The 13,991-nt window shown below is 36.9% G+C and carries 14 protein-coding genes; all 14 read left to right on the forward strand.

Annotated elements, in window-relative coordinates; genetic code table 11:
• Positions 1-167 precede the first annotated feature (167 nt).
• Positions 168-944 carry a YveK family protein gene (locus NSU14_RS03265; RefSeq protein ID WP_340942811.1) on the forward strand — a complete coding sequence of 259 codons (777 nt, stop codon included), beginning with the start codon at positions 168-170 and terminating at the stop codon, positions 942-944.
• A complete protein-coding gene (locus NSU14_RS03270) occupies positions 925-1,611 on the forward strand; it encodes a CpsD/CapB family tyrosine-protein kinase (RefSeq protein ID WP_340942814.1) in 687 nt (228 codons plus the stop codon). Before NSU14_RS03265 ends, NSU14_RS03270 begins: the two co-directional genes overlap by 20 nt.
• A gap of 42 nt (positions 1,612-1,653) precedes the next feature.
• The gene (locus tag NSU14_RS03275) at positions 1,654-3,486 is read left to right on the forward strand and encodes a polysaccharide biosynthesis protein (protein ID WP_340942816.1); all 1,833 of its coding nucleotides are present in this window, start codon (positions 1,654-1,656) and stop codon (positions 3,484-3,486) included.
• A gap of 22 nt (positions 3,487-3,508) precedes the next feature.
• Positions 3,509-4,171, forward strand: a complete 663-nt coding sequence (locus tag NSU14_RS03280) for a hypothetical protein (RefSeq protein ID WP_340942819.1) — start codon at positions 3,509-3,511, stop codon at positions 4,169-4,171.
• 11 nt (positions 4,172-4,182) lie between these two features.
• Positions 4,183-5,190, forward strand: a complete 1,008-nt coding sequence (locus NSU14_RS03285) for a copper amine oxidase N-terminal domain-containing protein (protein WP_340942821.1) — start codon at positions 4,183-4,185, stop codon at positions 5,188-5,190.
• Positions 5,191-5,293: 103 nt separating this feature from the next.
• A complete protein-coding gene (locus tag NSU14_RS03290) occupies positions 5,294-5,923 on the forward strand; it encodes a sugar transferase (protein ID WP_340942823.1) in 630 nt (209 codons plus the stop codon).
• Position 5,924: 1 nt separating this feature from the next.
• Positions 5,925-6,809, forward strand: coding sequence for an NAD-dependent epimerase/dehydratase family protein (locus NSU14_RS03295; RefSeq protein WP_340942826.1), 885 nt, complete (start codon positions 5,925-5,927; stop codon positions 6,807-6,809).
• The gene (locus tag NSU14_RS03300; protein WP_340942828.1) at positions 6,806-7,939 is read left to right on the forward strand and encodes a hypothetical protein; all 1,134 of its coding nucleotides are present in this window, start codon (positions 6,806-6,808) and stop codon (positions 7,937-7,939) included. Before NSU14_RS03295 ends, NSU14_RS03300 begins: the two co-directional genes overlap by 4 nt.
• A 12-nt stretch (positions 7,940-7,951) precedes the next feature.
• Positions 7,952-8,848: a glycosyltransferase family 2 protein gene (locus NSU14_RS03305; protein ID WP_340942832.1), complete on the forward strand. Its 897-nt coding sequence runs from the start codon at positions 7,952-7,954 to the stop codon at positions 8,846-8,848.
• A 17-nt stretch (positions 8,849-8,865) separates the two neighbouring features.
• Entirely contained in the window at positions 8,866-9,876 is a 1,011-nt protein-coding gene (locus NSU14_RS03310; protein ID WP_340942835.1) for a glycosyltransferase, read from the forward strand.
• A 133-nt stretch (positions 9,877-10,009) separates the two neighbouring features.
• Entirely contained in the window at positions 10,010-10,519 is a 510-nt protein-coding gene (locus tag NSU14_RS35910) for an EpsG family protein (RefSeq protein ID WP_445670081.1), read from the forward strand.
• 177 nt (positions 10,520-10,696) lie between these two features.
• Positions 10,697-11,542 (forward strand): glycosyltransferase family 2 protein, encoded by an 846-nt coding sequence (locus NSU14_RS03315; protein ID WP_340942838.1) that lies wholly within the window; start codon positions 10,697-10,699, stop codon positions 11,540-11,542.
• Between the two features lie 111 nt (positions 11,543-11,653).
• On the forward strand, positions 11,654-12,973 hold the full coding sequence (locus NSU14_RS03320) for a nucleotide sugar dehydrogenase (protein WP_340942842.1): 1,320 nt from the start codon (positions 11,654-11,656) through the stop codon (positions 12,971-12,973).
• A 95-nt stretch (positions 12,974-13,068) separates the two neighbouring features.
• Positions 13,069-13,962, forward strand: coding sequence for a glycosyltransferase (locus tag NSU14_RS03325; RefSeq protein ID WP_340948878.1), 894 nt, complete (start codon positions 13,069-13,071; stop codon positions 13,960-13,962).
• Positions 13,963-13,991: the final 29 nt, after the last annotated feature.

Here is a 13,991-nt window from a genome sequence, read left to right on the forward strand (position 1 = left end):
CTATTAGAGAGGAGGCACTTTTTTAGAAATATAAGAATTTATATGCTCTACGCTATAAATTATCCTTCTATTTCTCGCTGAAACGGTGCCGTCCTATAAATGGACGTCACAGGCGTTTCTGCTTGCTTAGATGAAATATTACAGAAACAGCTTGGAGGGAAATTCACTTGTCAGCACAAGAATTGGATCTGCGCGATTATTTCCAGATTGTCAGGAAGAGACTGTGGATGATTGTCAGCATTGTTATCGTGGCATGTGTTCTTGCCGGGGTCTACAGCGTATACATCAAGAATCCGGTGTATGAGGCTTCAACGAAGATTATTGTTAATCAGACACCTACCCAATCTACGGTAGGACAGCTGGATCTTAACCAGATTAATACGAATATTCAGCTTATTAACACGTACAAGGAAATTATTAAGACACCGGCAATCCTCGACGTTGTGGCTAAGAACTATCCGCAATTCGCTATTACTGCGGAGGAGATGCTGAAGAAGGTTAATGTTAGCTCCGTAAACAACACGCAGGTGATGACACTTGTCGTTCGAGATAATTCATATCAGAGAGCCGCAGAAATCGTGAATGCCATATCACTTGTGTTCAAGCAGGAGATTCCGAGCCTGTTCAACGTGCAGAATGTATCTATCCTCAATGAAGCCAAGCTTAATCCACCTGTAGCACCAGGACCGGTAGAGCCGAATGTGGTGATGAACCTCGCGATTGCCTTCATTGTATCCTTGATGATCGGTCTGGGAATTGCCTTCTTGCTGGAATACCTGGATGATACGCTCAAGACAGAAGATGACATTAAGAAATACCTTGGACTGCCAACGATCGCCATGATTACACGGCTTGGACAAGAAGAAACAAAGACTACAGAACAGCAAGTACAGACGCAGACCAGAAAGGCGGGGGAACTTGAACATGTCACAGCAGCCAAATAAACAACGCCATCTGATTACCGTGACGAACCCGCGCTCTCCTGTATCTGAAGCATTTCGGGCACTGCGCACGAACATTGATTTCTCCTCGGTAGATGAACGGATTCAGATTATTATGGTCACTTCTTCCGGACCGGAGGAAGGGAAGTCTACAGTGACAGCTAACCTTGCCGCTGCGTATGCTCAAGCGGATAAGAAGGTGCTGCTCATCGATGGTGACTTGCGCAAACCTACTGCACACAAGACCTTTTCTCTTAGTAATCGTTATGGCCTGTCTTCATTATTGTCTCAGCAGGCAGATTTGTCTGAGGTGATTCAAGAATCAGGAGTGAACAACCTTTCTTTAATGACTTCTGGTCCTATCCCTCCAAATCCGGCAGAGATGATGGCTTCCAACCGAATGAGTGCTGTCCTGCAAGAGCTGCGCCAGTTATACGATGTTGTTTTAATCGATACACCGCCATTACTGGCAGTTACAGATGCGCAGATTGTGGCCTCCAAGAGCGATGGTGTCATTATGGTCGTGAGTTACGGTAAGGTGAAGCGTGATATTGCCGCTAAGGCTAAGGCGGGTCTGGACCGGGTAGGAGCGAGAATGCTGGGCGTAGTACTGAACAATGTTAAGCGTAAAGCCAGTGAAGGCTATTATTATTACTATTATGGCAATTAAGTTTCCTATTGAAGAAAATTGTTATTTTTGGAGGCACTAAAAATGACAGCGAAAACCAGAGTATTGGTACTATTTCTGATCGATATTGCGATCATTTGGTTCAGTATCGTGACTTCCTACCTGTTCCGTTTCTATAACCATATTCCTGAGGAATATGTTGTGCAGATGGTGGTGTACGGGCTGATCTCAACGGTTGCTATCGGAGGAAGCCTGGTCTATTTCGGGCTGTACCGCAGAATGTGGCAGTATGCCAGCATAGGCGAGATTATATCCGTTCTTAAGGCTATTGTAGTAGGAGCCATACTCTCATACGCAGTAGCTTTTGTTATCCTGCCGCAGCGCGTGCCGCTCAGTATAGAAGTCCGGTCGATGGAGACGATACTGCTGCTGGTAGGGGGCGCCCGCTTCTTCTGGAGGGTGTTCCGCAATGACCGGATCAACAATAAGGATACGGAGACTCACACGCTTATTGTGGGAGCTGGAGATTGTGGGATATTGATTGCCAGAGAAATGATGGGCCCTTCATTCGCTGATACACGACTGGTCGGATTCATTGATGACAGTACAGATAAATATCACTTGTCTATATTGGGTGTTCCTGTGCTGGGTAACCGTTATGACATTCCACGAATTGTGAAGGAACGGGAGATTCATGAGATTATTATTGCGATGCCTTCCGTCTCCAGAACAGAAATATCCGAGATCATTAATCTGGCTAAGGCTACAGGCGCGAAGCTGAAGATTATACCTGCACTCAATGACCTGATTGCAGGCAAAATCTCTGTCAAGAAGCTGCGGGATGTCAGTGTTGAAGATTTGCTGGGCCGTGAGCCGATTGTAGCAGATATGAATAGTATTCTGGGTTATGTTCATAACAAGACCGTACTTGTTACGGGAGCAGGCGGTTCTATCGGATCAGAGCTATGCCGCCAGATCTCTCCGTTTGCACCGGACAAGCTATTGATCCTGGGACACGGTGAGAACAGTATCTATACGATAGAGATGGAGCTGCGCAAGAGCTTCCCTTACCTGAATATTGTTACAATCATTGCCGACGTTCAAGATCGTGCAAGGCTGATGGATATATTTCAGAGTCACAAGCCGCAGGTTGTCTTTCATGCGGCAGCACATAAGCACGTTCCTCTGATGGAGCGCAACCCTTCTGAGGCGATCAAGAATAATGTCTTCGGTACACGCAACGTGGCAGACTGTGCGGACAAATACGGTGCGGAACGTTTTGTGCTGATCTCATCGGACAAGGCGGTTAATCCTACCAGTGTCATGGGTGCAACGAAGCGAATCGCTGAGATGTACGTTCAGAGTCTTAATGTAAATAGTCCAACCAAATTCTCGGCAGTACGTTTCGGTAACGTACTTGGTAGTCGAGGCAGTGTAATACCTGCATTCAAGCAGCAGATAGCTGCTGGGGGGCCAGTCACTGTTACGCATCCTGAGATGGTTAGGTACTTCATGACGATTCCTGAGGCCGTACAGCTGGTGATTCAATCGGGTTCCTTCGCCAATGGCGGCGAAGTGTTTGTGCTCGACATGGGTGAACCTGTGAAAATTCTAACTCTAGCTGAGGACTTAATTACATTGTCTGGTTATGAGCCTTATAAGGATATTGAGATCACCTTCTCAGGTATTCGTGAAGGCGAGAAATTATATGAAGAGCTGCTGACAGATGAAGAGAACCTGGGTTCTACACAACATGACCGGATCTTCATCGGCAGACCTAATGTTATTAGTCAGAGTCAAATGGAATTGGAATTCAAACGGCTAGAACGTGTTATTGCTGAAGACGGAGAAGCCATTCGTGAAGTGATTAATCAGATCGTGCCGATGCAGCCAGTGATTCAGGCTGCGATCAGCTAATTACAATTTGGAGGTACCTGAAGTGAAAAGATGGAAGAAAGTATTGATCTGGACACTGTCGGTCATCGTTGTACTGGGAGTTGGCGGACTATTCGCTGCCAATTATGCTGTAGACAAGCTGATGAATTCTATGGCTGATGGATTTGATGTAGAGGCGGACGATACTGGTAATGTGCCTCAGGGGCAGGTTGTTGAGCCTACAGTAGCGGAGAGTGATCCAACTGCTGAGCCAACCGATTCTGTTGATCCGACAACAACATCATCACCAGACAGCACTCCAGCTTCTACAGCTGCCGGAGAACAAACGGCTGTCAGTACCACTAAGCCAGTAGCTACTCCTGCTCCAGTGGCAGAGGGTGTGGATGGAATTGCACATATCTCAACTGATAAAGCTAAAGAAGTTCAAGAGAATGTTTCGATTACAGATAAAGCCAATGTAGCGTCAATAGTAGCACAACAGTTGAGTGTGTCTGATATTAAGAGATTGCAAGAGTTAGCCAAAGGCGGACTAACTAATGAAGAAAAGCGGGAAGCACGTAGTATTATTCTTGGTAAAGTCTCCGAAGAACAATATAATGAGCTCTCCAAAGTAGCCAAGAAATACGGTGTTAGCCAAGGCAAGACACGTGATCAAATAATTGCTGAAGAAGAACAACTCAAAGCACAAGAAAAAGGAAGTGAATGATCTTGTTTAAGGTGAAAATTCCCGCAGCGGCTCTACTGACAGTAGCGTTAATAGGATCAGCACCCTTAACAGCATCGGCGCCTATATCGGCTTCAGCTGCTGTTGCTACAGTAACTGCTTCCACAGCAACTACCAAGGCTTCAAATACAATCAAAGTGCAGAATGTAGATGTGACAATGCTCTTTGATGGTGTGGCTCTACAGCCACCGGCAGGTCAATATGTGTTCATGTACAATAACACTACGTATGTTCCGCTACGGTTCATGTCCTATGCACTGCAGAAGAGTGTAAGCTGGGATGCCAAGAATCTTAAGGTAACAGTGGCAGAGCCGAGCAGTTCGGAGTTGGTAGTTATTAAAGAATACTTGATGAATGCTACAACTAGTGCTTCTTTTATAAGTAAGAGTATTGCTCTGAACAATGTAAATGCAAGCTATGTATTTAGTGGGAATAATAAAGCTTTACCCAAAGGCCAATCCAGTTATCTGCTGAATGGTTCCATATATGTACCACTAAGATTCTTATCGGAATCCGTAGGGAATTCCATTAGCTGGGATCAGAAGACTAAGTCAATTACTGCTAATTCTAAAGGTTATGAAGAAAAGAATAAAAATGTGAATTCGAATGGCAACGGATCGGGTCTATCTGCTATTGCAACACCGACAGCAACTGCTGATGTAAGTGGAGCCGGAACAGGTTCGGGTAAGGTTTCCTATGAGTCCATTACAAGCGCAACAGAAGCGAAGCTGAATGCGTTACAGTCGCAAAGTGAGTCTACACTAATGGGAACCTTATTGGAATATGTGAGTGCGAAAGATGATGCGACCAGAGAAAGTATCAAAGCCAAAGGGAAACAGCAGATAGCATCCTTTAGAGCTTCTTTCAACAGTATAATCGCTGACGCTGAACAAAAACTAAACAATAATGGTTATAGCACAGCTATCATTCAGCAGTATAAAGATGCATTTGATGCGAGCCTTCAAGGAGGTATAGATGGAGCTGCATCACTAGTAAATTAAAATTTGAAGAATCATCAATATTAGCAACGTGGTTCACCGCTATCCTCATTCATCTCAGGTAACGATAGCGGTGACCATAGTATCCTAAGGACATGGTGAGCGTATGAAGCCGTATATTTTTATCAAACAAACTTTAGACTTTGCATTGGCTCTAATCGGAATGCTCCTGTTGTGGCCTTTTTTCTTGATTATCGCTATCCTGATCAAGTCTACATCTAGAGGACCTGTCTTGTTCCGTCAAAAGCGGTTGGGGAAGAATAAGAAAGAATTCTATATTCTCAAGTTCAGATCGATGCGAACTGATACTCCGGCAGAAATGCCTACGCATCTGTTAGAAGATCCGGATTTCTTTATTACTAAAGTTGGGAAATTCCTCAGGAGGACGAGCTTGGATGAGCTTCCTCAGATTATAAATATTCTTAAGGGTGAAATGAGTATTATTGGCCCTCGTCCAGCGTTGTGGAATCAGTATGATCTGATTGCTGAACGTGATAAGTTTGGTGCCAATAATATCAAGCCTGGACTTACAGGGTGGGCGCAGATCAATGGCAGGGATGAACTGCCAATCGAAGCGAAGGCTAAACTTGATGGGGAGTATGCTGCAAGTATCACCTTCAAGTTTGATATCAAGGTATTCTTCAAAACCTTATTAAGTGTTGTGAAGTCTGATGGTGTAAGAGAAGGCACAAGTGAGCAAGAAGTAACATCGAACACCGAAGGAGTTACTCTATAAGATGAACAAGAAAAGGATTTTGATTACTGGTAAAGGTAGCTATGTTGGGACTAGCTTCATGAAATGGGTAGAACAATGGCCTAAAGAATATGATGTAGTAGAAATTTCGGTCAGGGGCGAGGAATGGAAGCAACATGATTTCTCGGTTTATGATGTTGTACTACACGTAGCAGGTATAGCACATGTGTCTACTGATCCTTCTATGGAAGCAGAGTATTATAAAGTGAATCGTGATTTGACAATAGAAGTTGCAAGCAAGGCAAAGCAGGACAAGATAAAACAGTTTATTTTTTTGAGTAGTATTATTGTATATGGTAATAGTACCCATATTGATAAGAGAAGAATTATAGATAGAGGTACGATACCTCAGCCGTCTAACTTTTATGGGGAGAGTAAGCTCCAAGCAGAAATAGGCATTAAACTCTTAGAGAGCGATACCTTCAAAGTAGTTATAATTAGGCCACCTATGATATATGGGAAAGGGTCTAAGGGGAATTATCCTAGATTGGCAAGTTATGCGCGTAAATTACCATTCTTTCCTGACATCGACAATAAAAGAAGTGTGCTTCATATAGATAATCTTTGTGAGTTTACTAGACTAATGATTAAGAATCAAGAAAATGGTCTATTTTTTCCTCAAAACAAAGAATATATTAAAACTTCATCCATGGTGAAAACCATAGCAGAAGTACACGGGAGGAAAGTTTTATTAACAAATAAATTTAATTTTGTGTTAAAGCTAATGATTCCAAGAATAGGTGTCTTGGATAAAATATTTGGTAATTTGATATATGAACATAGTGTAAGTGCTTATAAAATGCCTTACTGTGTTAGAAATTTTCATGAGACAATTGTCGCTACTGAATTGGAGAGTGAAGATTCATGAGGGTTACCATAGTTAATTGTTTTGATACATATGAATACAGAGTAGATATGTTGCATGATTTTTTTGAGAATGAGGGCCATGAAGTTTCAGTAGTACAGTCGGATTTTAGACATTTCAAGAAAATTAAACGTACTGAAGAGAAAAAGGGGTATACATTTGTAGAAACAAAATCATACAATACAAATATGTCAGCTGCAAGGCTAATATCTCATTATTATTTCGCTAAAAAGGCTTTTGAATATGTAGAAGTATTGAAACCTGATTTGCTTTATGTAATTATTCCGCCGAATTCATTGACTAAATATGCTGCGAAATACAAAAAAAAACACAGAAATGTAAAGTTGATATTTGATTTAATGGATCTCTGGCCAGAGACGCTCCCCATTAGAAAAATTAAATGGTTCCCTCCAATAACAAGTTGGAGAAGAATAAGAGATAAAAACTTAAAATTTGCGGATTTTGTGATAACTGAATGCAATCTATATCAATCTGTACTGAAAAAGGTATTGAAAAATTTAAGATTTACCACAGTTTATTTGGCAAAAAGAGAACTTGATATTATAAAAAATCTTAAACTTGATACAGATGATTTTCACTTATGTTATCTAGGTTCAATTAATAATATTATTGATGTCCCTAAGATAAAGGAAATAATAAAGGTATTACAAAACGAAAAAAATACTACAATTCATATTATTGGCGATGGTGAAAGTAGAGATCTACTAATAAGAGAAATAAAAAGTACTGGTGCAAATGTTGAATACTACGGACAAATATTTGATCATCAAAAGAAACAAGATATATTTAATAAATGCCATTTCGGTTTGAACATAATGAAAGACAATGTTTGTATTGGGCTTACTATGAAGTCAATTGATTACTTACAGGCTGGGCTGCCGATTTTAAATAATATACCAGCAGATACCTTTGAGATAGTTGATAAGTTTCAAGTTGGCTTTAATATTTCAACAGATAACCTTCAAAGTGTTGTACAAAAGGTAACCAGTTTAGATTTAAAAGAAATATTAACTATGCGTATGGAAGCAGAACAGGTTTACAAAAACTTATTTTCAAGTGATGCATTTTATGGGGGAATAAAGAAAATTATTGATTCTATTTTTGTTAGATAGGAGAAGGGTATAATGAAATTTAGATGTGCCGGGATTGTCTTATATAATCCAGATATGGATAAACTAAGAGAGAATATATCAGTGATAATAAAACAAGTTGATACCATCATACTTATAGATAATTATTCAAATAATTCAATTGATACATTAAATGAATATAGTCAGAGTGAGAATATTGTAATTGTAAGAAATGATGCAAATATGGGTGTCGCTACTGCATTCAATCAAATATGTAGTATTGCTTTGGAATTAGGATATGATTTTGTACTTCTATTGGATCAAGATAGTATTTGTAGTTTATCTATAATGAATTCTTACGAAAAATACTTAATAGACGGATCAGTAGCTTTGCTTACCCCTTATATTGTAGATATAAACAAAATCACACTGCAAGAATACTACTCTTTTGTATTGCCGGAGATATCACAAGTTGACTGGGCAATATCGTCTGGATCATTAATACGTCTTTCTACTTGGCTGGAAGTTGGAAAGTTTGATGAAGATTTATTCATAGATGCTGTTGATTTTGATTACAGCGCAAGATTGAAAATAAACAACTATTTACAATTAAGGGTTAATAGCGAATTTATACTACACGAGGTTGGAAATGCTGAGGCTACTCCAATACTACGATTCCATAAAGATAATAGTGGAAAATGGTCGATAAAGAGATATTACAGAACCAATCATTCATGCTTAAGACATTATTATATGACCCGAAATCATATTATTGTTGCTAGAAAGTATAGTGAATACAAACCAGTTTGGAAAGGTATAAGTTTTATAATTTTAATGTCATTGCCTAAGTTGATTGTAGAAAAGCAAAGAATAAAACTGTTAATAACATTGTGGCGAGGATTATACGATGGGTTTAGATTCCAAATAACTAGATATAGGAAATATTCCTGAGGAAGTAGGGAGAAGTTTTGATTTCGATTGCAATGACTACATATAACAGCTCTCTTTATATAGAAAAACAACTAAATTCATTAATAAAACAAACTCTTCTTCCTGACGAGGTGATCATAGTTGATGATTTTTCTGAGGATAATACCTTGGAAATAGTTGAAGAGTTTATAGATAAACATAAATTAGAGAATTGGGTATTAATTAAATCTGATGTAAATAAAGGATATAAAAGTTCCTTTTTTAAAGCTATTAAGGAGACCAAGGGCGACATTATTTTCTTGTGTGATCATGATGATATTTGGATGCCTGATAAACTTAAAATAATGTCAGGAATAATGGAAGATAATCTGGGAATTCTAGTTTTAAATTCAGGATTCACTAAAATAAATCATCTGGGTGAAGTGATAAAATCTAAAAACAACATATTTTCAACTAATCATAATTTAATCAGAAAAAAAATAAAAGTAGGTTCGTGCAGTTGTATTAGTTTGAATGAGGTGATTAGTTATAACATTTCTCCAGGATGCACTAGCGCATTTAATAAAATAATTAAGGGGAAATTAGAAAAACTTCAAGGACCTGAATATGACTTAGTTCATGATTGGAAGATTAATATTATTGGAGCAACTATGGGAGGGCTTTTTTTTCTTAATGAGGTCACCACTTTGTATAGATTACATTCAAACAATGCTATCGGATTAAAACGTAATTATGAAAGTGAAAGACGCATTTATCTGTATAAGAGCGCTTTAGAAGAAAGAATATATATGGCAAATATAATAGGTAAGCTTAAAGGCTCTCATAATATATTTAAAGAAAAAGAAATGGAAAAATCTATAAAACAAATAGATTTAATATCAAAAAGTTTAATTGAACGCATTAACGCCTTAAATAAACGGAGTTTCTTAAGGCTTTTCACTATATTATTTAAATACAAATTATTGAAAAATAGAATGATAGAGAGTTGGTTAATGGATATTTTTATTGTTTATATGAGTAAACGCAATAATCAGAAAGGATTAAATTAATTATGAATTCATGTGTCATTTACTTTGGTGTTTTTTTTATTTCAATTTGGTTTAGCCATCAGTATCAAATATCGGAATTGAAAAAAATAGAACTAAAAATACGATTAACTACTCGCAATATTTTTGGTTTACCATTGTATTATCATTACCCATTTTAATTGCAACGTCCAGGTTTGGAATTGGCACGGATTATTTTACATATTATTCTATATATCAAAGTTATAGTAATCTAAGCTTTATTTCACCAAGACACCTTTCGGTAGAATATGGGTATTATTTAATTAACTTCATCGCAGCTTACTTCTATATATATCTTGTTTTTCTAGAGATTTTATTTATATTTGTTGGGGCTTATTACGTTTGGGGCGTAAGATTGACTTATTATACGATGTCTGTACAAGTTATTTTAGTACCTGCGATAGTTCGTAACATAAGTGAAAAGTATAAAAAACTGCTATATAGATTGAACTTGAAAATATACAGACAGGGAAAAGTGACTGAGGAGAATTTTGGAACTGTAGGAGCGATAGCGTCCGCCTTTGTCCCCGGATTTCTACCGCTAGCAGCGGTTCAAAATCAAGAAATCTGGGGACAACAGCGGCCGGAGGGCCAAACATTCTTTGGAGTCAGGGCAATCCCATAACAGGAAAAATACAAGTACAGTCTATATAGTTAGTTTTTATTTTATTTGCTGGTATATAATTTATTTTATATATTTGTTTTCTTTAAAGGGAATGATGGAATATTTCCTTACCGCTTTATGAATTGAGTTTTTAAAAGTCAGAAAGTGAATTTAATACCTAGTTAAGAGAGGGAAATTATGATATCTGTAATAATGCCAACCTTTAATCGAGCAAAGACTATTCAAAGATCGATTGACAGTGTTTTGAAACAGACATATCAAAATCTTGAGCTTATCATTGTTGACGATAATTCTACAGACAACACAATTGAAATTATTAAATCCATTCCAGATGACAGAATTAAGCTTATAGCACATGCTAAAAACAAAGGCGCTTCTGCAGCTAGAAATACTGGGATTCAAGCTGCACTGGGAGATTATATTGCATTTCAAGATAGTGATGATGAGTGGATTTACAACAAGTTAGATATACAAATTAAAGAACTACTTAGTTACAATGTAGATGTTGTATCATGTGCTTATTATCAACACAAAAATGGAAAAATCAAGAAGTTGCCGATTGTGGAGATAGAAGATAACAATATTTTCAGTATGTTGCTTTATGGGAATTTTATCGGGACACCATCTATTCTAGGAAAACGAGAATGTTTTATAAATGAATTATTTGATGAGAGATTACCACGATTTCAGGATTGGGATCTAATGCTTAGGTTAGCACAAAAGTGTAAGATTCATTTTATTAATGACTCACTTATGAATGCATATGTTCAAACGAATAGTCTTTCAGAAAATCACAGTAGTGCAATTGTAGCTCTTGAAATAATTATGGGAAGAAATATAGAAGCATTGAAAGCAGACAATAAAGCTATGAGTTCAATGTATAAAAAGATGGGTATTTTTAAGATGAAAACTAATGATTTTACTACAAATTATTACCATATGGCGATGGATGTAGGAGGGTTTGATTGGAAAATATTAATTAGACTAATTGAATTCACGATCCGGAAAAAAATGAGAAAATAAAATAGCTTGATAGATCCAATGCTATGATAATTCAGCCTATGGACATACCTTAAACGTATGGTTAAAGATTTGGTTCGATATCGGATATCCTAAGGAGAGAGAAAATATAATATGGATTTATATAATAAAATAATAAATAAACAAGAGAAAATTTCAATTGTAGGTCTAGGTTATGTGGGTATGCCTCTAGCAGTTGCCTTTGCTAAGAAGGCTCTTGTAATTGGGTTTGATCTAAATGAAGAGAAAATTGCTCTATATAAGTCCGGTATAGATCCTACTAATGAGGTGGGAAACAATGAGATCAAACAGACTAAAGTGATTTTTACATCAAATGAAAAGAAACTTGAAGAAGCAAAATTTCATATTATAGCAGTTCCAACTCCCATTAATTCAGACAAAACCCCTGATTTGGCTCCTGTTGAAGGTGCTAGTACTATTGTTGGCAGAAATTTAACGAGCGGTTCGATTGTAGTTTATGAATCTACTGTTTATCCTGGAGTAACACAAGATATCTGTATTCCTATACTTGAAAGAGAGTCGGGATTGGAGTGTGGCAAAGACTTTAAGGTAGGATATTCTCCGGAACGGATTAATCCTGGAGATATCGAACATAGATTAGAGAATATTGTGAAAATAGTTTCAGGTATTGACCATGAAAGCTTGGAAGAGATCGCTAAGGTTTATGAACTTGTAATAGAGGTTGGAGTACATAAAGCTAGTTCAATAAAAGTAGCGGAAGCTGCTAAGGTGGTGGAAAATAGCCAACGTGATATAAATATTGCATTTATGAACGAACTGGCTATGGTGTTTGATCGTATGGGTATTGATTCTAGAGAAGTAATTGATGCAATGAACACAAAATGGAATGCATTGGGATTCTATCCTGGATTAGTTGGAGGACACTGTATAGGTGTTGATCCCTATTATTTCGTTTATCAGGCTGAAAAATTAGGTTACCACAGTCAAATCATTCTTTCTGGTAGAAAAATAAATGATGGAATGGGTGAATTTATAGCAGATGCAATTATAAAAAAATTGATTCTCGCTAACAAGGTTGTAAAACAAGCGAAGGTCGTAATATTGGGAATCACTTTTAAAGAGAATTGTCCTGATACAAGAAACTCAAAAGTTGTCGATATTATTAATAGATTAAAAGAATATGGTATAAGTCCAATAGTGGTGGATTCGCAGGCGAATAGTGAAGAAACAAAAAAAGAATATGGTATTGAAATAGTTGAAATAGAATCTGTTAAAGATGCCGACTGTTTAGTATTTGCAGTTGCTCATAATGAATTTAAAAATATTAACTGGGAAGATATAGATGCTCTTTTTGGAGACTATGATAATAGTGAGAAGCTTATTGTAGATGTAAAGAGCATACTGAATAAAAAAGAAACTGAGGCAAAAGGATATAGTTATTGGAGTTTATAAATAATCGTAACAACAGGGAAAATAGTTGTAGTGATGGGATTGAAACTTAAAGAGATGGTGAAAATGTGGAAAACTATAGTTCGCATAATTGTAAAGTGTGTTTTGTTATACTTCATTATATAACTTTGGAGGATACCAAAAAATGTATTGATTCGATAATTGAAAAGATCGATGTTGAAGAATATAGAATTGTAGTAGTAGATAACGCTTCGCCAAATGACTCTGGTATTCTTTTGAAAGATATGTATTTAGATAATTCAAAAATAGAAGTTCTTATACAAAATAGAAATTTAGGGTTTGCGAAGGGGAACAATATAGGTTTTTCTTACGCGAAAAAAGTTTTTAATTCTAAATTTATAGTCCTACTAAATAATGACACATATTTACTTCAAAATAACTTTTATAGAATAATATGTGATGAGTATGAAGAAAATGATTTTGCAGTCCTTGGTCCTAGGGTATACACACCAGATGGTTCTATAGTAAATCCAGCACGTATCCAACTAATGACATTAAATGAACTCCAAGAGTGGGAGGCTTTTTTAAAAAGACATCTTTTTTTTAATAAAATTTATCTAGAAACTTTATTTATGTATGTTAGCAAAATATGCAGAACATTTATAAGATTTATATTGGATAGGGGGCTAAAAGATAAAAAGGAAGCGATTGATATACTGGAAAAAAAGGAAAATGTCCAATTACATGGATGCTGTTTAGTCTTTTCAGAAAGATATTATGAAAAATTTGATGGATTAGAAGATAGAACATTTTTATATGGTGAGGAGGATATATTATTTGCTAGATTATTACTAAATGGATTAAAAAGTGTTTACAGTCCATATTTGGAAATTTATCATTCAGAAGATGCCTCGACAAATGCAGTCTTTGCAAAAAAAAGATTGAAAAGAAGGTTTTTATATGAAAAAAAATTGGAATCCATGAAAATCATGGAGGAATATATCAGTGAAGTCTATAGAGAATCAAAATAATTAGTGAATTAGATGTATTATAAAGAGGA

Origin of the sequence: Paenibacillus sp. FSL R10-2771 (genome assembly GCF_038000205.1) — a bacterium.
Taxonomy (GTDB): Bacteria; Bacillota; Bacilli; order Paenibacillales; family Paenibacillaceae; genus Paenibacillus_AQ; species Paenibacillus_AQ phytohabitans.

What these genes read in the sequence shown, in the direction of transcription:
- NSU14_RS03270 (WP_340942814.1), top strand. Translation starts at nt 925, where the DNA reads ATGTCACAGCAGCCAAATAAACAACGCCATCTGATTACCGTGACGAAC.
- NSU14_RS03275 (WP_340942816.1), top strand. Translation starts at nt 1,654, where the DNA reads ATGACAGCGAAAACCAGAGTATTGGTACTATTTCTGATCGATATTGCG.
- NSU14_RS03290 (WP_340942823.1), top strand. Translation starts at nt 5,294, where the DNA reads ATGAAGCCGTATATTTTTATCAAACAAACTTTAGACTTTGCATTGGCT.
- NSU14_RS03295 (WP_340942826.1), top strand. Translation starts at nt 5,925, where the DNA reads ATGAACAAGAAAAGGATTTTGATTACTGGTAAAGGTAGCTATGTTGGG.
- NSU14_RS03300 (WP_340942828.1), top strand. Translation starts at nt 6,806, where the DNA reads ATGAGGGTTACCATAGTTAATTGTTTTGATACATATGAATACAGAGTA.
- NSU14_RS03305 (WP_340942832.1), top strand. Translation starts at nt 7,952, where the DNA reads ATGAAATTTAGATGTGCCGGGATTGTCTTATATAATCCAGATATGGAT.
- NSU14_RS03315 (WP_340942838.1), top strand. Translation starts at nt 10,697, where the DNA reads ATGATATCTGTAATAATGCCAACCTTTAATCGAGCAAAGACTATTCAA.
- NSU14_RS03320 (WP_340942842.1), top strand. Translation starts at nt 11,654, where the DNA reads ATGGATTTATATAATAAAATAATAAATAAACAAGAGAAAATTTCAATT.